General features: G+C 68.9%; 19 protein-coding genes. 7 read left to right on the forward strand and 12 right to left on the reverse strand.

Translation table 11 applies throughout. The annotated features are described in order from the left end of the window. Nucleotides 1–343: 343 nt before the first annotated feature. Nucleotides 344–1,558, reverse strand: coding sequence for an OmpA family protein (locus VHS75_RS20820; RefSeq protein WP_329640541.1), 1,215 nt, complete (start codon nt 1,556–1,558; stop codon nt 344–346). 634 nt (nt 1,559–2,192) lie between these two features. Here VHS75_RS20820 and VHS75_RS20825 point away from each other — a divergent pair. The 5 genes from VHS75_RS20825 to VHS75_RS20845 all read left to right on the forward strand — a co-directional run bounded on the left by VHS75_RS20825 (nt 2,193) and on the right by VHS75_RS20845 (nt 8,555). Beyond that, nucleotides 2,193–2,573 carry a DUF2946 family protein gene (locus VHS75_RS20825; RefSeq protein WP_329640542.1) on the forward strand — a complete coding sequence of 127 codons (381 nt, stop codon included), beginning with the start codon at nt 2,193–2,195 and terminating at the stop codon, nt 2,571–2,573. Nucleotides 2,574–2,637: 64 nt separating this feature from the next. Continuing rightward, nucleotides 2,638–4,944 carry a TonB-dependent receptor gene (locus tag VHS75_RS20830; RefSeq protein WP_329640543.1) on the forward strand — a complete coding sequence of 769 codons (2,307 nt, stop codon included), beginning with the start codon at nt 2,638–2,640 and terminating at the stop codon, nt 4,942–4,944. 64 nt (nt 4,945–5,008) lie between these two features. After that, on the forward strand, nt 5,009–5,806 hold the full coding sequence (locus VHS75_RS20835; RefSeq protein WP_329640544.1) for a DUF1775 domain-containing protein: 798 nt from the start codon (nt 5,009–5,011) through the stop codon (nt 5,804–5,806). Nucleotides 5,807–5,854: 48 nt separating this feature from the next. After that, complete coding sequence (locus VHS75_RS20840) at nt 5,855–6,307, forward strand: copper chaperone PCu(A)C (protein WP_329640545.1); 453 nt, start codon at nt 5,855–5,857, stop codon at nt 6,305–6,307. A 94-nt stretch (nt 6,308–6,401) separates the two neighbouring features. Next, nucleotides 6,402–8,555 (forward strand): M13 family metallopeptidase, encoded by a 2,154-nt coding sequence (locus VHS75_RS20845; RefSeq protein WP_329640546.1) that lies wholly within the window; start codon nt 6,402–6,404, stop codon nt 8,553–8,555. Between the two features lie 306 nt (nt 8,556–8,861). On the opposite strand, the gene hisG is transcribed toward VHS75_RS20845, so the two are convergent. From hisG to VHS75_RS20880, 7 genes are all read right to left on the reverse strand, one after another. Further along, nucleotides 8,862–9,812, reverse strand: a complete 951-nt coding sequence (hisG, locus tag VHS75_RS20850; RefSeq protein ID WP_329640547.1) for an ATP phosphoribosyltransferase — start codon at nt 9,810–9,812, stop codon at nt 8,862–8,864. Beyond that, complete coding sequence (locus VHS75_RS20855; protein ID WP_329640548.1) at nt 9,809–10,939, reverse strand: ATP phosphoribosyltransferase regulatory subunit; 1,131 nt, start codon at nt 10,937–10,939, stop codon at nt 9,809–9,811. The genes hisG and VHS75_RS20855 overlap by 4 nt, the downstream gene beginning before the upstream one ends. Beyond that, nucleotides 10,936–12,459, reverse strand: a complete 1,524-nt coding sequence (hisS, locus tag VHS75_RS20860) for a histidine--tRNA ligase (RefSeq protein WP_329640549.1) — start codon at nt 12,457–12,459, stop codon at nt 10,936–10,938. The genes VHS75_RS20855 and hisS overlap by 4 nt, the downstream gene beginning before the upstream one ends. Before the next feature lie 219 nt (nt 12,460–12,678). After that, complete coding sequence (locus VHS75_RS20865) at nt 12,679–14,277, reverse strand: putative bifunctional diguanylate cyclase/phosphodiesterase (protein ID WP_329640550.1); 1,599 nt, start codon at nt 14,275–14,277, stop codon at nt 12,679–12,681. Between the two features lie 95 nt (nt 14,278–14,372). Beyond that, on the reverse strand, nt 14,373–15,989 hold the full coding sequence (gene pgi / locus VHS75_RS20870) for a glucose-6-phosphate isomerase (RefSeq protein ID WP_329640551.1): 1,617 nt from the start codon (nt 15,987–15,989) through the stop codon (nt 14,373–14,375). A 21-nt stretch (nt 15,990–16,010) separates the two neighbouring features. Then, nucleotides 16,011–16,628 carry a redoxin domain-containing protein gene (locus VHS75_RS20875; protein ID WP_329640552.1) on the reverse strand — a complete coding sequence of 206 codons (618 nt, stop codon included), beginning with the start codon at nt 16,626–16,628 and terminating at the stop codon, nt 16,011–16,013. A 15-nt stretch (nt 16,629–16,643) separates the two neighbouring features. After that, complete coding sequence (locus VHS75_RS20880) at nt 16,644–18,731, reverse strand: protein-disulfide reductase DsbD family protein (RefSeq protein ID WP_329640553.1); 2,088 nt, start codon at nt 18,729–18,731, stop codon at nt 16,644–16,646. A 134-nt stretch (nt 18,732–18,865) separates the two neighbouring features. Here VHS75_RS20880 and VHS75_RS20885 point away from each other — a divergent pair, with 134 nt between their 5' ends. Continuing rightward, nucleotides 18,866–19,258 (forward strand): acyl dehydratase, encoded by a 393-nt coding sequence (locus tag VHS75_RS20885; protein ID WP_329640554.1) that lies wholly within the window; start codon nt 18,866–18,868, stop codon nt 19,256–19,258. Between the two features lie 2 nt (nt 19,259–19,260). Here the strand turns inward: VHS75_RS20885 and VHS75_RS20890 are convergent, their stop codons facing one another. Next, entirely contained in the window at nt 19,261–20,052 is a 792-nt protein-coding gene (locus tag VHS75_RS20890) for a SapC family protein (protein ID WP_329640555.1), read from the reverse strand. Between the two features lie 196 nt (nt 20,053–20,248). Between VHS75_RS20890 and VHS75_RS20895 the strand changes: the two genes are divergently transcribed. Next, nucleotides 20,249–21,139, forward strand: coding sequence for a MaoC/PaaZ C-terminal domain-containing protein (locus VHS75_RS20895; protein WP_329640556.1), 891 nt, complete (start codon nt 20,249–20,251; stop codon nt 21,137–21,139). Nucleotides 21,140–21,149: 10 nt separating this feature from the next. Here the strand turns inward: VHS75_RS20895 and VHS75_RS20900 are convergent, their stop codons facing one another. The 3 genes from VHS75_RS20900 to VHS75_RS20910 form a co-directional block, all read right to left on the reverse strand. Beyond that, a complete protein-coding gene (locus VHS75_RS20900) occupies nt 21,150–21,680 on the reverse strand; it encodes a GNAT family N-acetyltransferase (RefSeq protein WP_329640557.1) in 531 nt (176 codons plus the stop codon). Then, nucleotides 21,677–22,555, reverse strand: coding sequence for an N-carbamoylputrescine amidase (gene aguB, locus VHS75_RS20905; protein WP_329640558.1), 879 nt, complete (start codon nt 22,553–22,555; stop codon nt 21,677–21,679). Before aguB ends, VHS75_RS20900 begins: the two co-directional genes overlap by 4 nt. After that, a partial coding sequence (locus tag VHS75_RS20910; protein ID WP_329640559.1) for an agmatine deiminase family protein occupies nt 22,555–22,753 on the reverse strand: 199 nt, incomplete at its 5' end. The genes VHS75_RS20910 and aguB, both read right to left, overlap by 1 nt.

Raw genomic sequence — 22,753 nt, forward strand, 5'->3', positions numbered from 1 at the left:
CGTTGTAACGGCGCGGGTCGGGTATCTCACCCAGGATCTCAACAACCGGCATCCGGGCTCCACATCTCTGCAAAGCCCACAAAGAAGCCAACACGATCCCAGCCGCAACACCTTCAGCTACTCACATGCGATTCCCCTGCCGCAAGGGGGAGGGTGGCCGAGGTGAAACCGAGGTCGGGTGGGGAAATCGCGTTCAAGCGCCGACTCGGCACGCCGGCCCATGCTTCCCCACCCGTCCCGCTGGCGCTCGCCACCCTCCCCGAAACGGGGAGGGATGAAACGCAAGGAGCCCGGCCTTTCGGCCGGGCTCCCGCAACTTTCACCGATCGCTCGGCGGTCGAGATCAGAAGCTGATGTCGACCGTGGAACGGCGGTTCAGCGGTTCCTTCACGCCATCGGCGGTCTGGACGGCGAGGTTGGTCTTGCCCTTCCAGTCAACCGACAGGGCGGTCTGGGCGACGCCCATCCCGACCAGCGCGTCGGCGACGGCCTTAGCGCGGCGTTCCGACAGGCGGATGTTGTAGGCCGCCGAACCGGAGGTGTCGGTGTAGCCGACCACAGTCACCTTGGTCGCGTGACCGGCCGACGAGTAGTTGGCCGCGGCCTGCACCACCGACTGGGCTTCCGGCGTCAGGATGTACTGATCGAACGGGAAGTAGACGATGAACTGCTTGGCCTCATAAGCCGGCGGCGGGGGAGGCGGCGGCGGCGGCGGCGGAGGCGGCGGGGGAGGCGGCGGGGGAGGTGGCGGAGGCGGCGGGGGCGGCGGCGGCGGCGGCGGAGCCGCGAAGGAGTACCGCAGACCGAGGGTCACGGAGTTGTCCTTGTAGCGGCCTTCGAAGTTGCCGGGCTGCAGCGCGTTGGTGCCGACCGACGTGAAGGTCGCCGGCGACGTGCCCATGTAGCGCCAGGTCAGGTCGACGTTCAGACGATCCGTGGCCTTCCAGGCGGCGCCAGCGATCAGCTGGTAGGCGAACACCGTCTGACTGTCATCGATGTGCAGGTTCTGGATCGCCGGGTTGGCGCCGCCCTGAGCCGTCACCGTGCCGGTCACGTTCGAGAACTGGCCATCGGTGGTCAGGGCCAGGTGATTGGCGCCAAGGCCGGCGCCAATGAACGGATCGATCACCCAGTTCGGGCCGATGTCGTAGAGGACATTGGCCATCAGGCTCCACGACTCGATCTTGCCGCTCGGGGCGCCGCAAGCCGGCGCCGCGGCAGTGCGGAGCACGCCGGGGGTGCAGAGGCCGATAATGGCCTGGTTGGTGCCGCCAGCGACGCTGGTCAGGTCACCGGGGCGATAACCGACTTCCAGTTCCACGCGCCAGTGATCGGCCACTTGGTAGCCGAGACGAGCGAAGCCCGTGTAGTCGTTATCCTGATTGAAGTTCCAGATGTACTTGTTGCCGTTGGCGGCGAGGTTGCTGGAATCCAGCTTGGTGGCGTCCGGCATGTGGTAGCCGAGATCCACGGCCCCATACCAACCGGTTTCCGCAGAAGCCGCCGACGCGGCGAACACCGCCGCCAGCGCGGCTCCTGCCAGGAGTTTGAACTTCATAATCAGAGCCCTCTCATTGCCCTAGCGCTGCGGCCTATTGACCCAGCTTTTCTTATATCAAGCCGCCGAGATTGCGTAAGTGTCACCGAAGCCACACTCGAACCTCAATCTCGTAGGCCAGCGAGCTTAGCCGGACGCTATACGACTATCGGTGTGGGGAGCAACATCGGCTCGGAGGCCGTCCCACAGCTTCGCCGGGAAGCTGACGCGCCCGGCATAGTCGCCAGTTCTTCCCGGATGTGATTCGGATCGCGAGGATCGTGCGTGAAGCCTTGCCGGCTCCCCTGCGGCGCCGCGCGAACGTCTTGGAATGACTTGTAAATCTGATTCTTCGACGCAGCCGAGCTCAGACTTCGCCAAAACAGCGTTCGGCTTACGCCAATCGCTCCCGGCTCCCCGCCCGTCCGGCGCCATCTACGCCCCCTTACTCACCGGCGCCCCAGTTGCGCTGACCCACCAACGTAGACGGCGCCGCTTTGTTCCCGCCACAGGATGAATACGGACCAAATTTCGGCGCCATCCTGGCGCCGTTCGCGACTCAGGATTCGTCGACAGGCCGACAGTAGAAACAGCCTCCCTCCGGCAAGTCCGTCATCGGCTTGAGAAATCGTGGCGTTGGCCTAAGAGGACCGTCATGCCGCCGGCCCGCCACGCCACGCACGACCGCAGGGCGATCATCGCGCTCTTCGTGATGTTCGCGCTGATGGTGCAGGCGCTGATGCCGACCATGGCTATGGCGGCGCCGGCCGATGGCCGGATGATCCTCTGCACGGCTGGCGGGACCAAGACCCTTTCAACGGATGGCAAGTCCGGCGCTCCGGCGCCGAACCACGGTGCGCCCTGCCACGATTGTCTGGCCGCCTCCCTTGTGGCCACCGCACCGCCGCCGCTGCTGGCCATCCAGCCCGTCGCGTACGCCCTCGCCCGCGTCGAACATGTGACGCCGGCCGACCGGATCGCGCCGCGGGCCCGCGCGCGCCCTCGCCCGCCCGGCCAGGGACCACCGACCGCCTGAATCAGACCTAGCCGAGCCGCGTCCGCCAGGGCGCCGACCCATGTCTGCTGTTCAGGATCCAATCATGACCTTCCAAGTGCGGGCGCGTTACGCCCTCTTCGCCGGCGCAGCCTTGTGCGCGCTGGCTGTCTCAACCGCGGCCAGCGCTGACGATGCGGCCGCCGCGTCTCCCGCGGTGGAGACGGTCGTCGTTACCGCCCCGTCGTCGATCTCCAACCTTACCGACGTTCCCAACACCACCTCGACGGTGACGGCCGACGATGTCGCCAGGACGATCAACCTGGCCACGCCGGAGGATATCCTGCGTTACGTGCCCGATGTGCTGGTCCGCCAGCGGCACATCGGCGACACGCAGTCGCCGATCACCAGTCGCACCTCGGGCGTCGGCGCCTCGGCGCGCACCGTGCTCTACGTCGATGGAATCCTGCTCTCCGCCCTGATCGGCAACAACAACACCAGCGCCTCGCCCAAGTGGGGGCTAATCACGCCGGACGCCGTCGAGCGGGTGGATGTTCTGAATGGTCCCTTCGCGGCGGCCTTCCCAGGGAATTCCATGGGCAGCGTGATCGCCTTCATCACGCGGATGCCCAGCCAGTTCGAGGCCCATGTGGAGGCGCAGGGCGCTTCGCAATCCTTCTCGAAATACGGGGACGACAAAGACTATTCCACAGCACGTTTCGCCGCCGACATCGGCGATCGGCTGGGGAACTTCGCCTTCCGGCTGAGCTACAACCACCTGGACAGCCACAGCCAGCCGTTGACCTACGTCACAGCGACTGTCCCGGCGGCGGCGAGCGCGACCGGAACCCCGGTGACTGGCCCCTTCAGCGACGCAAACCGCACCAGCGTCCCGATCGTGGTGCTGGGATCGGGCGGCCTGGAACATCAGGTGCAGGACAACGCCTCAGGGCGCCTCACCTACGACCTCACCCCGACGCTGACGCTCGCCTACACCTTCGGCCTGTTCGCCAACAACGACGACTCCACGGTCAACAGCTACCTGCGCGACGCCAACGGAGCCCCGGTCTACTCGGGCGCGATCAACATCGCCGGCCGCGCCTATACCGTCGCCCCCAGCAGCTTCTCGAACGGGGTCTACAATCTCGACGAGCTGGAGCTGGCCCAGGGACTCTCGCTGAGCTCGCACACCGGCGGGGTCTTCGACTACGACATCACGGCCACTAGCTTCGACTACCTGAAGAGCCATCAACGAATCCCGTCCGTGATCCTACCCGCAGGCTTCTCCGGCGGCGCGGGCTCCGACGCCGAACTGAATGACACCGGCTGGTACACCCTGGACGCCAATGGCAAGTGGCGGCCCAATGACCACCACACGGTCACCTTCGGCGCGCACCAGGACAGCTATCTCCTGGACAATCCGAAGTTCGCGCTCGCCAACTGGCAGTCGGATTCCGAGGGCGCGACACAAACGCTGAGCAAAGGTCGCACGCTGACACAGGCGCTCTGGGCGCAAGACGTCTGGTCGCTGACCTCCGACCTAAAATTGACCGTGGGCGGCCGCTACGAGCACTGGCGTGCGTCCGACGGCCTCAACTTCTCGGCTGCGCCGCCGCTCAACGCCCATCAGCCGGAGCTCAGCAAGGATACGTTCTCACCGAAGGCGGTGCTGGCCTGGTCGCCGATGGCGGGCTGGACCTTCAAGGGCTCGGTAGGCGTCGCCAACCGCTTCCCGACGGTGAGCGAGCTTTATCAGGCGGTGACCACCGGGCAGATCCTGTCGGTTCCGAACCCGAACCTGAAGCCGGAGCGGGCGCTCTCCAGCGAACTCTCCGCCGAGCGCGACTGGTCCGACGGCAGCCTGCGGGTCTCGCTGTTCGACGAGCGGGTCCACAATGCCTTGCTGTCGCAGACGGCGCAGCTGAGCGGCTCCACGGTCAGCTTCGTCCAGAACGTCGACCAGACCCGCGCGACGGGCATCGAGGTGGTCGGCGATCAGAGGAACCTGCTGATCTCCGGCTTCGAGCTCTCCGGCTGGGCGACCTATCTGGATACCGACATCGAGAAGGACGCCGCCTTCGCCCCGGCGGTGGGCAAGCGCCTGCCGCAGCTGCCCCGGTGGCGCGGGGCGGTGGTGGCGACCTACACGCCGCCCGCCCTGCCGAAGGTCGATTTCACCTTGGCGGCCCGCTACAGTGACCGGTCATTCGCGACCATCGACAACAGCGACCACTACGCCAACACCTACCAGGGTTTCGGCGCCTTCTTCGTGATGGACGCCCACGTCCGGTACAAGATCAACGACCACCTGGCGGCCGACGTCGGCGTCGATAACCTCAACAACCGGCGCTACTTCGTCTTCCACCCGTTCCCGCAGCGGACGGTGCTCGCCGACCTCAAGTACACCTACTGAAGCTCAGGCCCGGAGACGTGCTGCGAGGCGCACCGCGTCGCTGGGCTTTCTCAAGGATTTCGCCATGACCCGTTTTCTCGCGCCGGCGTTCGCGCTGGCCCTCGTCTCCGGCGCCGCCCAGGCCCATGTGACGGTGCAACCGACGACCGCCGCGCCCGGCGGCGAAGAGACCTTGCGCTTTGTGGTGGGCCACGGCTGCGACGGACAGCCGACGACCGCGCTGCGCGTCGAATTGCCCGCGGGGCTGTCTAAGGCGCAACCGCAGCCGAAGGACGGCTGGACCCTCGCCACGGAGCGACTGCCCGGCGGCGGCGGCGCCTTCACCTGGCGCGGCGAGTTGCCGCCGCATCAGGCGGACGGCTTCGCGGTGCGCGCCAAGCTCCCGAAGACGTCTGGGCCGCTGAGCTTCGTCGCGGCCCAGACCTGTGGTGCGACGACGGTGCGCTGGGACGAGCCCACGCCGACGGGGGGACCGCGGCCCACCCATCCGGCGCCGACCCTGATGCTCACCGCCGCCAGTGAAGCCGTCGCCACGGCGCCCGCCGCCGGCGAGCGCCTGCCGAATGGCGTCCAACGTCTGGCGGACGGCGGCCTCGCCGATGCGGCGGGCCGGCCACTCTACACCTTCGACTTCGATACGATGGTCGGCATGTCCCATTGCGACGACGAGTGCGCGCGGATGTGGCCGCCGCTCGCCGCTGCGAAGGGGGAGCAGCCTTTCGGCGACTGGAGCCTGATCTCGCGGCCGCAGGGCGCGGCGCAATGGGCCTACAAGGCCAGGCCGCTCTATGCCTATTCGCAGGATCGCCCCGGCGAGCCGGCGCGCGGAACCCAAGCGCCGAACTGGAAGCGGGCGAAGTAGGATCGGCGGCGCCTGACGGCGGCCATCATCAGGGCGTATGGAGCGGCTATGAAATACTCAGTCATCGCCGCCGCCGTGCTGGCCGCGACGCCGCTCAGCGCCGTCAGCGCCGGCAAGATCGAGGTGCTGCAGCCCTGGAGCCGCCCGGCGGTCGCCGGGACCACCGGCATTGGCTACATGGTCCTGGCCAACCACGGGGCCGCCGACGCCCTGGAGAAGGTCGAAAGCCCGCTGGCCGCCCGCGTCGAGATGCATTCCTCGACCATGTCCGGCGGGATCATGACCATGCAGCGGGAGGATCGCGTGGCGGTTCCGGCCGGCGGTCGGACCACCTTCGGCCCGGGCGCCTATCACCTGATGCTGATCGGCCTGACCCGCACGTTGAAGGCGGGCGACCAGGCGCCGGCCACCCTCAGCTTCGCCAGCGGCGAGAAGCTCAAGGTCGTCTTCCAGGTGACCGATGGCACGCCGCCGGCGGCCATGCTCGGCATGAAGCCCTGACGCCCCGCCGGCTTTCTGACGAAAATGTAACGCCCGCCCCAGGCTTGGCGAGGGCATGCTCCCGTCACATCCATTCATCGAGAGCCACCCAAAGATGAAGACCCATTGGCTCGGCGCCGCCGCGGCGGCCGCCCTCCTCGCCGCCGCCCCGATCCTGGCGCATGCGGAAGATCCTCCGGGCGCGAACCCGCCGGCTCACGCCAAGGCCAAGCCAAAGCCCAAGGCGAAGGCCAGGCCAGTCGCCGCGACGCCGGCCGCCGCCACGCCCGCCGGTCCCGCACCGGACATCGCCAAAGCGCCGCGGATGGGGACCTGGGGCTTCGATCTCAGCGGCCGCGACACCTCGACCACGCCGGGCCAGGACTTCTTCCAGTATGCCAACGGCGGCTACGAGAAGACCATGGCGATCCCGGCCGACCGGGCCAGTTTCGGGGCCTTCGACGCCCTGAACGAACTCTCCCAGGCGCGCCTCCACGCCCTGCTGGACAAGGCCGCGGCCGACACGGCAGCCACCGGCGAACAGGCCAAGGTGGGTGCGCTCTACCGCAGCTTCATGGATGAGGCGAAGGTGGGCGCCCTGGGCGCCAGGCCGATGGCCGCCGACCTCGCCGCCATCAAGGCCGAGAAGACCAAGGTCGACGTCGCCCGCGCCATGGGCAAGGCCCAGCACACCTATGGCGGCTCAATCTTCTCAGCCTCGGTCCAGGTCGACGGCAAAGACCCCGACCACTACGCGGTCTATCTGAACCAGGCGGGGCTGAACTTGCCCGATCGCGACTATTACCTGGAGAAGAACTTCGCGGCGCAGAAGGCCAAGTACGAGGTCTATGTCGCCAAGATGCTGACGCTGGCGAAATGGCCTAACCCCACCGCCAACGCCACGGCGATCGTGGCCCTGGAGACCGAGATCGCCACCGACTCCTGGACCAAGGCGGACCAGCGCGACGACAACCGGATGTACAACGCCTACGACGTCGCCAAACTGGCCGAGCTGGCGCCCGGCTTCGACTGGAGCGCCTTCATCGCCGGCGCCGGCCTGACCAAAGCCACGCGCGTCGTCGCCCAGGAAAACACCGCCTTCCCGAAACTGGCGGCGATCTACGCCAAGACCCCGATCGCGACGCTGAAGGCCTGGCAGGCGTTCAGCCTGGCCGACCAGGCGGCGCCCTACCTGTCGCAGCCCTTCGTCGACGCGCGCTTCGACTTCCGCGGCAAGACGCTCAACGGCCAGCCCGCGCAACGGCCGCGCTGGAAGCGCGGGGTGCAGCTGGTCGACGGCCAGATCGGCGAGGCGCTGGGCAAGGTCTATGTGGCCGCCTACTTCCCGCCCGAGAGCAAGGCCAAGATGCTGGCGCTGGTGGGCGACATCCGCACCGCCATGAAGGGCCGCATCGAGCGCCTGGATTGGATGAGCCAGCCCACCAAGACCAAGGCCCTGGAGAAGCTCGCCGCCTTCACCGTCAAGATCGGCTACCCGGACACGTGGCGCGACTATTCCGGCCTGACGATCAAGGATGACGACCTCTACGGCAACGTGAACCGCGCCACGACCTTCGACTGGGACTTCCGGGTGGGCCGCCTGGGCGGGCCGGTGGACCGTTCCGAGTGGGGCATGACGCCTTCGACCATCAACGCCTACTACAATCCCAACGGCAACGAGATCGTCTTCCCGGCGGCGATCCTGGCGCCGCCGTTCTTCGATCCCGACGGCGACATGGCGATCAACTATGGCGCCATCGGCGGTGTGATCGGCCACGAAACTACCCACGGTTTCGACGACCATGGCCGCCACTACGACGGGACCGGGCGGCTGACCGATTGGTGGACGGCGGAGGACGCGGCCAAGTTCCAGGCCGAGACCGTGAAGCTCGGCAAACAGTACGGCGGCTTCGAGGTGCTGCCCGGCGCCAAGATCAACGGCGACCTGACCATGGGCGAGAATATCGCCGACCTCGGCGGCCTGCTGCTGGCGTTGGACGCCTTTCACACGTCCCTGCACGGACAGCCGGCGCCGATCATCGACGGCCAGACCGGAGATCAGCGGGTGTTCCTGGGCTGGGCGCAGGTCTGGCGGGGCAAGATCCGCGACGACGCGCTCCGCCAACAACTGGTCAGCGATCCGCATTCGCCGGAGCGCGCGCGGGTGGACGTGCCGATGCGCAACGTCGACGCTTTCTACGCGGCCTTCGGCCTCAAGCCGGGCGACGCCATGTACGTGGCGCCCGCGGACCGCGTCAGGATCTGGTGATCCCTCCCCTCCTCGTGCCAGGGAGGGATCACTTTTGACCCTTTTGTCAAAATTGGGTTTGGTGCAAAAATTTGGCCCGCTGCGGGGGATAGTCGCAGCGGGCCTTTTTTGAGCAGTCGCTCTTATAGAGCGGGCGTTTCCTCCCCGAAACGCCGGAGATCCAAGGTCTTGCGCCCGGGTGTCTCTCGCGAAGTGAAGAAACGGCAATTTTTGACCCGAGTCAACGCCTGCAAGGCCCTGACCGGGCACGATAGGTTCAGATTTTCGCGAGACCCGGGAAATATAGGTTGCGTTTTGACGCGAACGTCAAAGAACCCGTTGTTTCAAAGCCGTAAATTGAGGGCACTCAACCTCGAAGACGAAGTCGGGCTGCGAAACGGTGACCGGTCCCAGGCCGGCGGCCGTGAGCGCGGCGGCGGCTTCCGCCGCGCGACCGGTCTCGACCATCAGCCCGTGTGGACGGCGTTGAGCGCCGCCCGTCACGAGTTTCTGAACGACGGCCGCCTCCGATTCGTTCCCGGTCGCCGGCCAGATCAGGGTCGTTCTGGTCAAGGCCGCGGCCCGCGCCTCTGCGGCCCGTAGCAGGCGCTCCGCGGCGGCCAGCTGCGGCTCACTCCAGTCCGCCTTGAAACTGGCGGTAAGCTGGGCCTGGCTCTTCAGGATCAGGCCGTCGGAGAGGATCTTCAGGCCATTGGCGGCCAGGGTCGCCCCCGTGGTTGTGATGTCCACGATCAATTCGGCGGCGCCGGAGGCCGGCGCGCCCTCGGTGGCGCCGCCCGATTCGGTGATCCGGTAGTCGACCACGCCGTGTCGCGCGAAGAAGGCGCGGGTCTGGGCCAGGTATTTGGTGGCCACGCGCATGCGCCGGCCGGTCCGGGCCAGGAAGTCGTGCGCCACCTCCTCAAGGTCAGCCATGGTGTCGACATCGAGCCAGCTCTTCGGCGCGGCCACCACCAGATCGGCGCGGCCGAAGCCCAGCGGCCGCAGCAGCACCACACGGCTCTCCAGGTCGCCGCGCTCGCGCAGCAGGTCCTCGCCGGTGACGCCCAGGTGCGCCTCGCCGGCGCCGAGCGCATCGGCGATGTCGCCAGCCGACAGCAGGCGCACCTGCGCGCCCGGCAAGCCCTTCAGACTAGCTAGGTAGCCCCGCGCGCCGCCGCTCACTGAGAGCGGAAGGCCGCAGTCGGCCAGCCACTCCTCGACCTGCTCCTTCAACCGGCCCTTGGACGGAATGGCGATGATCAGCTCACGGCTCATGCCTCACCCCCGGTGAAGGCGCGCCACGGCCGCACGACACAGCCCACCGCCTGTCCGCCGGCCGCGCCGCCAAGCCGCGCCAGCAGGCCGTCATAGCGTCCGCCCGCGGCCACGGGCCGGTCCGCGCCAAGGGCCGTGCTCCGCACCTCGAAGGTGAGGCCATCGTAGTAGTCGAAGGCATGGCCCAGCGCTGGCGCGAACCGCATCTGGGCGGCCGGAATGGCGGAGAGCGCGGCCAGTCGCGCGTCCCAGTCGGCGAGAGCGGCGTCGAGGCCTGAGCCTTTGCCGGCCAGCGCTCGCACCTGCTTCAGGCCGACGGCCGGCGCCTCGGATATGGCCATGAAGGCGCGGATGGCGCTGGCCTGCTGCTCGGTCAGGGCCGGCGCGGAAGCCGCCTCGGCCCGGCGCACCAGACGCGTCGCGATCTCGCCCGGTCCGCGGCCGCCGACCGGCTCTACGCCAGCCAGCGCCCAGACTTCCTCGAGCATGGCCGCCGCCTGCGCCTGCGGCAGGCCGGACAACATGGCGGCGAGTTGGCCGCCGCCGGTCGCCGGCGCCTCGGTTTCACCCGCACGCGCCAGCTCGGCGTTCAGCAACCGCGGCCGTCCGGCGACCCGCTTCAGTCGCGCCGCCAGAGCCTCGGGCAGACCCAGGGATTCGATGAAGGCCGCGAACAGGCCGACGTCGCCGAGCCATAAGGTGAGGTCACCGCGCCCGCCGGCCACGGCCGCATTCCAGGCCAGGCCCGCGATCTCGGCATCCGCCGCAACCACCGCGCCGCCCGCCGGCGCGAACAGCTCGACGCCCAGCTGGACGAACTCCTCCGGGCGCTCGCCCTCCGGCTCCGAGCGGAAGGCCGGGCCTTCGTAGAAATAGCGTCCCGCGGATGCGCTGCGCTCGATATGCTGGCGGGCCACCGCGGCGGTGAAATCGGGCCGCAAGCAGGACTCCGCGCCGCCCTCCGCCTGGACCACGAACAGGCGCGCACGCATAGCCTCGCCCGCCAGGTCGAGCAGCAGGCCGAGCGGCTGCAGGATCGGCGCGTCGACGGCCTCCGCGCCCGCGGCGGCCAGGGCCGCACGGATCGCCCCAAGGGCCTCAGCCGGAACTGGCGGCTCGACCCTCACGGTTGCGAATCCACAATCTTGCGAACCGTGGCGACCAGCTCGGCGCGCGGCACGGTCATCTGGCCCGGACGCTCGGCCCGCCAGGCGGCGTTGTCGGTGACGCCGGAGGCCAGCTCGCGCCCAAGGTCGAGATCCTTCAGGGTCACGGTTCCCGCGGCGAACTCATCGCCGCCGATGATCACGGCGGCAGGCGACAGGCGACGATCCGCATACTTCATCTGTGGGCGCATGCCCGACGTCCCGAGATAGACCTCGGCAGCAATCCCCGCAGCGCGCAGCTCTCCGGCCACGCCCATGTAGTCGGCCATACGTTCCTGATCGAGCACCAGCACCACCACCGGCCCGCGTACGTCGGCAGCCAGGTCGCGCCCCGCCGCCTTCAGCGCCGCCGCCAGGCGGGTGACCCCGAATGAGAAGCCGGTGGCCGGCGTGCGCTCGCCGGTGAACCGCGCCACCAGGTCGTCGTAGCGCCCGCCCCCGCCGATCGAGCCGAACCGCATGGGCTGGCCCTTATCGTCCGTCGTCTGAAGAAGCAGCTCCGCCTCGAAGACCGCGCCGGTGTAGTACTCCAGCCCACGCACCACTGACGGATCGAATGCCGCGCGATCAGCGCCGACTCCGAGCCCATTCAGGGCCGCATCGATAGCCGCCAGCTCCGCCAGGCCCTCGTCGCCCTCGGCCGACCCGCCGACCACATTGGAGAGCTTGTCCAGCGTCCCCGACCGGTCGCCCGCGCCCGCCGCGGTGAAGGCGATCACCCGCTCAGCGGCCGCGGCGTTCAGGCCCGCGCCCTTGGTGAAATCGCCCGACTCGTCCTTGCGGCCCTCGCCCAGTAACAGGCGCACGCCGTCAGGCCCGAGCCGGTCCAGCTTGTCGACCGCGCGCAGCACGGTGAGCTTCTGCGCCTCGCTGGTGACACCGGCGGCGGTCATCAGGCCGTTCAGCAGTTTGCGGTTGTTGATCTTCACGATCGCCGAGCCCGCGGGCAGGCCTGCGGCCTCCAGCCCGGCCACGGCCATGGCGATGATTTCGGCGTCGGCTTCCGGGCGCGCCGAGCCCACCGTGTCGGCGTCGCACTGCACGAACTCGCGATAACGGCCCGGCCCCGGCTTCTCGTTGCGCCAGACCGGCCCGAAGGCGTAGCGGCGGAACGGCTTGGGAAGTACCTCCCAGTTCTGGGCGGCGAAGCGGGCCAGCGGCGCGGTCAGGTCGTAGCGCAACGCCATCCACTGCTCATCGTCATCCTGCAGGGCGAAGACGCCTTCGTTCGGGCGGTCCGTATCCGGCAGGAACTTGCCCAGGGCGTCGGCGTATTCGAACGCGCCAGTGTCCAGCGCCTCGAAGCCGTAGCGTTCGTAGACCTCCGCCACCGCGGCCAGGATCTTCCGCTCGGCGGTCAGGTCGCGGGCGCGGCGGTCGATGAAGCCGCGAGGGCTGCGGGCTTCAGGTCGGACGGTGTCGGTCATGGGCTCGCGCTTAGCGGTTGCTGCGTCTGCGCTCAAGGAAGGAAGGCGGTCCATCGTCGTGTCCTCAAAGAAGGGAAGCGACGGACGGAGCTGAAAGTCATCGGGCCCCGTCCGCGGAAGCGGGGCTCGGAGCGGGTCGCTTTAGGCCAAGCGGTCCCAGGCCGAACCCTGCCGGGTCGGATGGTGGTGGCCGTGATGATGCGCAAATCCGCTCATGGGGAGCGGCCTATAGCGAAGGATCGTGAACAAATCCAGCCAGCCGCGCCGCCGGCGTTACGCCACGCGGCGCGGCGCGCCCGATTTCGCCGGCCCGACCAGCGCTAGGGCCTCCTCGACCCCAAGCGGACCGCCGTGCAGGGCGCCCTGGCCGAGCGAGCACCCCTGCGCCAGGAGGACGCTTTGCTGCTGCTTGCTCATGACGCCGTCGGCGGTGACCGCCAGGTCGAGGCCCTGGCCGATACCGATCAGCGCCTTGACCATCACTGCAGCTCGCCGGTCGTGCAGCATGGCCTCGATGAAGGTCGCATCGATCTTGATGCCGTCGAGCTGCAGCCGGTGCAGGTTCTTCAGGTCCGAATAGCCCGTGCCGAAATTGTCGGCGACGATGGAAATACCGGCGGCGCGCAGCGGCGACAGGAGCGCGCCGGCCGCCTCGGCCTCGCGGATCAACGCGCCCTCGTCGATCTCCAGGTCCAGGCGCGTCGGCGACAGGCGGGTCTCGCCCAGCACCGTCAGGATGCGTAGGCCGAAGCTGGTGTCGAGCAGCAGAGCGCCGGGAAGGTTGAAGGCCAGGCGCACCGGCGAGGGCCAGGTGACCGCCGCCGTGCAGGCCTTGCGCAGCAGCTGTTCGGTGAGCTGGGCCAACAGCCCCGCCTCCTCCGCGATCGGCAGGAAGCGCTCAGCGCCCAGTTCGCCCTTGGTCGGATGACGCCAGCCCGGCAGGGCCTCGAAGCCGGCGACCCGGCCGTCGCTCACCCGCGTCGGCTGGAAACGCAGGACAAAGCCGTCCTCCGCCACGGTCTCGGACAATGCGCGCTCGAGGTCGTCGCGTTCGTGCAGGCGCGCATCCATCTCGGCCTCGAAGAACCGTACAGCCGAGCGGCGTTCGGCCTTGGCCCGGTAGAGGGCGATATCGGCCTTGCGCAACAGGTCCTCGGGTGTTTCGCCGTCGTGCGGCGACAGAGCCACGCCGATGGCGGTTCCCACTGAATGCTGCACCCCGCCAGCGGAGACCGGGGTGGAAAGCGCCTCGATGATCCGAAGCGCCACGGTGGCCGCCCCTTCCGCGCCGGCGACATTACGGGCCAGCACGGCGAACTCGTCGCCCCCCAGCCGAGCCACCAGATCGCCGTCGCGCACGGCCCTCAACAGCCGCGCACCCACGTGGATCAGCACCTGGTCGCCGACCGGATGGCCGTGAACGTCGTTGATCTTCTTGAAGCCGTTGAGGTCGAGTAGCAGCACCGCATGGGCTTCCGGCGCGGTGGGAATCGCTGTGAGCGCGGTCTTCAGGGCGTCGTCGAGCTGGCGGCGATTCGGCAGGTCGGTGAGCGGGTCGTGCAGCGCGAGGTTGCGCACCTCGCGCTCGGCGGCGATCCGCAGAACGTTCTCCCGCTTGTGCTCGCTGGCCCGGCGCCACGTGTAGAACAGCACCCCGCCAATCGCGATGCTGACCAGTAACAGCAGCTCATCGAGCTCGATGGTCTCCTGCTTGGGCGGCACGCCGGGGGCGTTCTCGAAGATGTCGACCTCGAAGGCGAAGATAGCCGCCACGGCCAGTAGGATCAGGATGAACCCAAGATCGAAGATCTTGACGCGGTTGCGCATGGCGTAGGCCTTCAGGTCGCTTACCAGCGTGGGGGATCTGCTCATCGTGCGGCGTCCGGCAAAGACCGCACGCTAGGCGCGAGGTCCTAACCTTCGGTTGTGGCCACGCTCGCCCTTGGTGTGGCGGCTTGTCGCAGGACCTAGCCGCGCAGGTTGCCGATCAGGCGCGCAGTCGACGGATCATGCGCGCCGGGCGGCCCGCCCTGCAGCTCGCCGAGCACGCGGGTCGCCAGCGTCTTGCCCAGTTCCACGCCCCACTGGTCGAAGCTGTTGATCCCCCAGAGCACGCCTTCGACGAAGGTCTTGTGCTCATAGAGCGCCAGGAGCGCGCCCAGCCGCTCCGGGTCCAGGCGCTCAAGCAGAATCATCGCTGAGGGCCGGTCGCCGGGGAAGGTCCGCTGCGGCGCGAGCGTCTCGATCTCATCGGCGCTGACGCCCTTGGCGGTCAGTTCCGCGCGGACCTCGGCCTCGCTCCTGCCGACCATCAGGGCCTCCGCCTGGGCGATGACATTGGAGAGCAGGATTTTCTGCGCCGCCGGATCGCCCTCGGAGGCCTCGCGCACGGCGATGAAATCGGTGGGGATCACGTCAGTCCCCTGGTGCATCAGCTGGAAGAAGGCGTGCTGGACGTTGGTGCCGGCGTCGCCGAACACTGCCTGGGCGGTATGGTGGACGACGGGTTTGCCTTCGCGCGTCACCCGCTTGCCGTTGGACTCCATCTCCAGCTGCTGCAGGAACGTCGGCAACAGGTGCAGGCGCTGCGCATAGGGCACCACGGCGCGGACCGGGCGGCCCAGACCGTTGCGGTTGAAGACGTGGGCGAGCGCCAGCAGCGCCGGGGCGTTCTGCGCCAGGGGCGCGGACTGGAAGTGGGCGTCCATGGCCGCCGCGCCGGCGAGCAGGCGCTCGAACACCTGCGGTCCCAGGCCGATGACGCAGGACAGCCCCACCGGCGACCAGACCGAATAGCGCCCGCCGACCCAGTCGCCGAAACCGAAGACGTGCTCGTCCGGCACGCCGAAGGCCGCAGTCTCCTTCAACGCCGCCGAGACTGCCACCAGATGGGCGTCGCCCCCCTCGCCTAGGGCCGCACGCAGCCAGTCGCGGGCCGCCCTGGCGTTGGTCATGGTCTCCTGGGTAGTGAAGGTCTTGGAGACCACCACGACCAGGGTCTCGGCGGGATCGAGGCCGTGCAGCGCAAAGGCGAGGTCGCCGGGATCGACGTTGGCGACGAAGCGCACCTCGATCTGCGGCTCCAGCGGCTGCAGCGCCGCCCAGACCAGACGCGGGCCGAAGTCGGAGCCGCCGATGCCGATGTGCACCAGCTTGCGGAACGGCCTACCCGTGGAGCCCTTGTGCGCGCCGGAGCGGATGGCGTCGGCGAAGGCGGCCATCCGGTCACGCATGGCGTCGACCTCCGCCGAAACCGGCTGGCCGTCGGCCCTGAAGTCCGAGCCCTTCGGCGCCCGCAGCGCCATGTGCAGGGCCGCGCGATGCTCGGAGCTGTTGACTGGCTCGCCGGCGAAGAAACGCCCCCGCGCGCCCTCCACATCGGCGGCCTTGGCGAGCGCCAGGGCCAGGTCCAGATCGCCGAGCGACCACGGCTGTTTGGAGAGATCGAGCTCCAGGCCGGCGGCGCTGACCGAAAGACGGTCCAGCCGGTTCGGCTCGCTGTCGAACAGAGAGACGATGCGGCGCACGCCCGCAACGGCGGCGGCGTCCGTCAGGCGCGCCCAGGCGTCGGTCAGGTCGGACAAGCGTGGTCCCTCGGAGTTGGCCTAGTCGGCGGAGTTGTACTTCACGCTGCAGCCATAGGGCTGCGAGACCGGCGTGGCCACCGGCCGCCCAGCCTTCAGGTCGGCCAGCGCCATCGCCACATAGGGCTTGGCGCCTTTCAGGCTCTCGGGGTCGGCGTAGGGCCGGTCGTCGATGCCGCCCATGTAGGCGACGCGGCCTGTCTTATCGATGACGAACATATGCGGGGTGTTCTTGGCCCCGTATTCGCGGCCGATCCTGCCTTCGCTGTCGAGCAGGATGGCGCTGCCAGACCAATGCTCCTTGGCCGCCCAGGCCTTGGCGGTGCGGGCGGTGAAATAGCCCTGCATGTCAGGCGCTGACGACGAGACCGTGAGCCAGACGACGCCGTCGGCGATTTCCTTCTTCTGCAGCGCCTGCATGGTCCCGGAACCATAGTGCTTGCCGACGTAGGGGCAGCCGGAGTTGGTCCACTCCAGTACCACCGTCTTGCCCGCGAAGTCGGAAAGCGAACGGGCGTGGCCGTCCGCGTCCGTCGCCTTGAACGCCGGGGCTGGCTGGCCGAGTTGCGGCTCGGCGAACGCGGGCGCGGCGACGCCAAGGCAGATGGCGGCGGCGAGAAGGGTGCGGCGGTCGATCATCGCGAAGCTCCTTCCTCAGTGCTTGTCGGCGGCCTCCACCGCCTTCACCACAATATCGGGTGTCAGGATGGACGGCAGGATAACGCCGTCGCCGCCGCCTGTTCCATAGACCAGATAGAGCGGCACGCCGGCCCGGCCATGGGCGGCCAGTTCGGCGGCGATGGCGCCATCGCGCTTTGTCCAATCGGCCTTCAAATAGGCGACCTTATGGCGCCCGAACGCCTGGGCGACCCGGTGGGTGGAGAGCGCCACCTTGTCGTTGACCTGGCAGGAGACGCACCAGGCGGCGGTGTAGTTGACGAACACCGGACGGCCCTCGGCCCGCAGTTCGGCGACGCGGGCCGGGCTGTAGGGCTCCGACTGCAACTCGGCGGTCTTGTCCTGCGGCCAGACGACTGTCGCGACGGCGATCGCCGCCGCGGCGCCGGCGACGGCGGTCAGCAAGACAGGCTTCCTGCCCATAGCGGCCCGCTTCTGGGAAAGACCGGCCAACCAGGCGGCCAGTCCGACCAGCACGGCGGCGGCGAACAGCTTGGCCAGGTCTTCGGGGCCGGCCTGCTGCGACAGCACCCAGGCCAGCCAGGCCGCCGCGCCGTACATCGGGAAGGCCAGCGCCTTACGGAACGTCTCCATCCAGGCGCCGGGCTTCGGCAGGCGCGACAGCAGGCCAGGCGCATAGGCCACCAGGACGAAGGGCGCGGCGAAACCGACCCCGAGCGCCAGGAAGACGGTCAGCGCGGCCGCTGGCGTCTGGGTCAGAGCCCAGCCAAGCGCCGGGCCCATGAACGGCGCCGTGCAGGGCGCGGCCACGACGACGGCCAAGGCCCCGGTGAAGAACGAGCCGAGCGCGCCGCCGCGGCTGGCCAGACCCGAGCCCGCGCCCTGCATCGAGGTCCCGACCTCAAACAGGCCGGAGAGGTTCAGCGCCACGCCCAGCATCAGAAGGCATAGCACCGCCACCACCGGCGGCGACTGCAATTGGAAGCCCCAGCCGATGGCCGAGCCCGCCGCCTTGAGCGCGATCAGCCCGCCCGCCAGCGCCAGGAAGGTCAGCACGGAGCCCGCACCGAAGGCCAGGCCCTGCCGGCGTGCTTCAACGTTTTCGCTGCCCCCGTGGCCGGCCAGCGACGCCGCCTTCATGGCGAGGATCGGGAAGACGCAAGGCATCAGGTTGAGGATCAGGCCGCCCAGGAACGCGAACAGCGCCGCGGCTGCCAGACCAAGGTCCGCGCCGCCCGCGCCCTTGGCGGCCGGCGGGCCGAGGCCGGAAGCGCCGGCCGGTGGGACGCCAGGCGTGGCAGCGACTTCATAGGCCTTGTCGCCGACTTCGATCACGCCGCCGACGCTGGCCGGGCTCTTGCCGCCCTGGAAGCCGTAGCCTGGGGCGAGCGTCAGGGTCAGGCCCTGCGGCCCGCGCTCGATGGCCTGCGGCTTGGCGTGGTCGATGACCGTGGATTCGAAGGGGAAGAAGTAGGCGCCGACCGCATCAGCGCCCTTCAGCGCCGCGCCGGTGATCGCCAGGGCGACGCCCGCTGGACGCACCTGATAGACCGCCGCGAGGCCCGCGGGCTTCGGCGCGGCGGCTACGGCGGCCATGACCTTGTCGGAGGCTCCGCCGCCGGGCGCCGCCGGCGTCGCCACGACCGGCAGCGTCAGGCTGAGCGCATCGTCCTCGGGCACGCAGACCTCGGCGCAGACTAGCAGCGAGACCTGGGCTTTCAGGGTCACCTTGTCGCCGGCCTTGGCGTTGGCGGGCGCGGTGAGCGGAACCGGCAGCAGGACGTCGTCCTCGTAGCCGTAGTTCATCAGCGGCCCGACCGGGATCCTCTTGGGCGCGGGCCAGACGATCTCGCCCGCGCTCCAGCCGGCCGGCAGGTCCCACTTGATCCGCGTCGGCTCACCGGAATCGCCGGAGTTGCGCCAGTAGGTGTGCCAGTGGGTCTCGATCTTCTGATGCAGGGCGACGTAGATGGTCTCGCCCGGCGCGATCGCGTTGCGCGAGGCGATGAGGTCAGCGGCCACGTGGTGGGTCGCTCCTGGGGCTTGCGCCGCAGCGGGCAGCGCCATCGCCAGAGCCAGGAACACCCCTGTCAGGAACCGCATCCAGAGCCTCGTTACGCACCGTCAACGGGCGCTATATGGCCCGCCTCGGCCCTGCACGCAAAGCAAGGCTCGACTTGGGTGGCGCGCCACGCCCATCATCGATGCATTCGTTGTCCGACCCAGGATCGTTACGCGTGCCAGCCTCCTTCGATGATATCCAGATCGGCCAGGTCGTTTCACTGGGCGCGGCCGCCGTAGACGCCGACGCGCTGACCGGCTTCATCAGCGCCTTCGCCCCCGGCTGGGCGACCGACCGCGGGGCGCCGGACGCCATGGTCTATGCGATCTGGGCCCGGCTGGACGCGGTGGCCCACACCGACTGGCCGCAGACCAAGCGCCTCGGCGTCGATGCGCTGCGCTGGGTGCGCAACCCGCCGGCCGGCGAGCTGCTGCGCGGCCGCATGACCATCATGGCCAAGGACCCGGTGGGCGAGGGTAAGGGCATCATCATTGCCCAGCATGACCTGCTCGACGAGGCGGGCCGGCTGGTCTTCTCGTGCCTGACGCGGAGCGTGTTTGCGCGCTAGCGCTAGGCGTTGGCGGCCTGCGGCGCCTGCATCTGGCGGGCGAGCGTGATCGCCACCAGCCGGTCCCAGCCCAGCAGCGAGGTCAGGTGGGCGTGGATCTGCGGCAGGGCGCCGTTGTCGCGCAGCTCGATGTACTTCTCGACCGGCAGCTTCGCGAGCTTCTCTTCGGAGACGCCGAAGTAGTCGGCGATCTTCTGCGGCTCGCCCGCCGTGCCGTCGGCGTTCATCGGGGTGAAGCTGGCGGTCTTGGTCTCCAGCAGGTCCAGGTCCTTCAGAATCTGCACGAAGTTCGCCGTGCGCTGCCGCTCCAGCTCGAAGTTGTTGCAGAATTCGATGCAGTTCTTGGTGTACTGGCTGGGCTGACCGTCGGTCTCGAAGAACGGCATGTCGTAGCCGCTCTCGACGATGAATTCCGCGGCGCGGTCGATGCACAGCACCATCTGCTTGGCCGCGTCGTCGTTGGCGAAGATGAACGGATAGCGGCGGACGTAGGCGGGGATGTAGACCCCCGGCTGGAACAGGCCGTCGGCCTGCAGGAACATGTTCTCGCCGGCGTTCAGGCCCATCACCGAGATCGGCAGCTTCTCGTCGCCCACGAAGATGATCGGCCCCGTCGAAGAGGCCGCCGGGAACTCGCCGACCGTCAGCGGCACCGCGTGGCCAACCTTCGCGAAGCCGAAGGGCCCGTCCATGTTCTTGACCCCCATCTTGCCGTGCATCTCGGGCGAGAGCGGCTCGGGCTGGGAGTAGAAGAGGACGTTGCCGGTGATGCCGGGCTGGCCAGTGGTCGTCATGAAGCGCCTTCGAGGTCGAGGAGGACCGTGGACGGCTGGGAGCGGCCCGCCCGCGGGAAGTCGCCGCTTCTAGCCGATCAGGCCCGGACCCGCAAATGCGCCCGTTGGCCGCTTGCGCGGCTGAGGTCCAGGCGCTTTGATCCCGGACATAGTTCAGTGGCCACAAGAGCCAGCCCATAAATTCGGAGGAATAGTCGTGCCCATCTTTTACCCGGACATCCTCGACCAGAAGACCGCCCCGCGCACCTTCACCTACGGCGACAAGGACGTGATGCTCTACGCGCTGGGCGTCGGCATGGGCCGCGACCCGATGAACGAGACGGAACTGCCGTTCGTCTATGAAAAGGGGCTGAAAGTGATCCCCACCGCAGCCACCGTGCTGGCCTCGGCCGGCGGGCGTCCGGCGCGCGGCGCCGACCAGGTCGAGCAGAAGCCGGGCCACCGGGCGAGCGTCATCAACTTCCTGATGGTGGTGCACGGCGAACAGAAGGTGGAGCTGCACAAGCCGCTGCCGACCTCCGGGACCTTCACCGCCCAGGGCCGCACGGTGGGCGCCTTCGACAAGGGCAAGGACAAGGGCGCGGTCATCGTCAACGAGACCGTCTGGACCGACGAGGCGGGCGAGAAGGTCGCCACCCTGACCGGCTCGACCTTCGCCCGCGGCGACGGCGGGTTCGGCGGCCCGTCCGAGGGCCAGCCCGAGCCGCACGCGATCCCCAGCCGCAAGGCCGACCTCTCCGTGGATATCGAGACCCGTGAGGATCAGGCCCTGCTCTACCGCCTGAACGGCGATCGCAATCCGCTGCATTCCGATCCGGAGAGCGCCAAGCGGTCGGGCTTCCCGCGGCCGATCCTGCACGGCCTCTGCACCTACGGCATCACCTGCCGCGCGGTGCTGCAGGCGATCACCGGCTACGACCCCGACCAGATCCTCAGTCATCAGGCGCGGTTCTCTGCCCCGGTGTTCCCCGGCGACACCATCACCGTCGATCTGTGGAAGGACGGCAGCGTGATCTCCTTCGAGGCCCGGGTTGCGGCGCGCGGCGCGACTGTCATCAAGAACGGCAAGACCGTGCTGCGGTCCTGACGTCGGGGCCTCAGGGCCGCGGCGCGACGTAGACGATGTGGCGGTGGAGCGGATGGTCCGCCGCCAACGACGGATGGTCGAAGTCGCGCTCGGCCATCCGGATCATGCCCAGCCGCTGCATCACCGCCTGGGAGCGCAGATTGGCCGTGCCGGTGAAGGCCAGGATCTCCGGCGCCTCGGTGCGGGCGAAACCGTCGGCGATCACCGCGCGGGCGGCCTCGACGGCGAAACCTGAACCCCAGGCCTCGGGCGCCAGGGCCCAGCCGATCTCAAGGCCCTGCGGCACGGTCTCGGCGACCGGTGACGGCGCCAGGCCGCAGTGGCCGATCAGCCGGTCGTCGGCCTTGCGCTCGACGGCCAGGCGCCCGAGGCCGGTCTCGGCCAGGCTGGCGGTGAAGCGGTCCACCCGCGCATGGGCCTGCTCGCGCGTGAACGGGCCGCCCAGCCATGGGCCGACCTCAGGATGGACCATGATGTCGGCGTAGGGTTCGCGGTCGGCGTCGCGCCAGGCGCGCAGGATCAGGCGTTCGGTTTCGATCAAGCCGGCCGGCGCTGGGTGAGGGCGTCATAGAGGTCCGGCCGGCGGTCGCGGAAGAAGCCCCAGGCGGCGCGATGGGTGGCCAGGAAATCGAGGTCAAACTCGGCGACCAGCGATCCCTCGTCCTCGCGCCCGAAGGCCTGGACGAGGTCGCCGCGATGGTCGGCGATGAAGCTGGAGCCATAGAACAGCTGCCCGCCGCCGGGATAGTCCTCCCAGGGCTCGAAGCCCGTGCGGTTGGCGCCCACCACCGGGATGACGTTAGAGACGGCATGGCCCTGCATGGCGCGCCGCCAGGGCGCGGCGGTGTCCAGGCTCGGGTCATGCGGCTCCGAGCCGATGGCGGTGGGATAGAGCAGCACCTCGGCGCCCATCAGGGTCATGGCGCGGGCGGCCTCCGGGTACCACTGATCCCAGCAGATGCCGACGCCCAGCCGGCCGAAACGGGTGTCCCAGACCTTGAAGCCGGTGTCCCCGGGCCGGAAGTAGTACTTCTCCATATAGCCCGGCCCGTCGGGGATATGGCTCTTGCGGTAGACGCCCATCAGCGAGCCGTCAGCGTCGGCCATCACCAGGCTGTTGAAATAGTGCGGCCCTTCGCGCTCGAAGATCGAGATCGGCAGGACCACGCCCAGCTCGGCAGCCAGCGGCGCCAGCGCCTTGACGCAGGGGTGCTCGCGCCAGGGATGGGCTTCCTTGAACCAGCGCTCCTCCTGGGCGACGCAGAAATAGGGGGCCTGGAACAGCTCCGGCGGCAGGATCACCTGGGCGCCGCGGCCGGCCGCCTCGCGGATCAGCTCGGCGGTGCGCGCGATGTTGGCGTCGAGGTCCAGGCCGAAGCTCGCCTGCAACGCCGCGACAGCAATCTTGCGGGTCATCAGGCGGGCTCCTGCTGGCTGATGCAGTGGAACGAGCCGCCGCCGGTGAGGATCGCGCGCGACGGCAGGCCGATCACCTGGCGGCCGGGGAACAGCTCCTCCAGCGCCTGGACGGCGAAGGCGCCGGCCTGCTCGGCGTAGATCGGCACGACGACCGCGCCGTTGGCGATCAGGAAGTTCATGTGGCTGGCCGGGGCG

Source organism: Phenylobacterium sp. (assembly GCF_036264965.1).
In the GTDB taxonomy this organism is placed as follows: Bacteria; Pseudomonadota; Alphaproteobacteria; order Caulobacterales; family Caulobacteraceae; genus Phenylobacterium.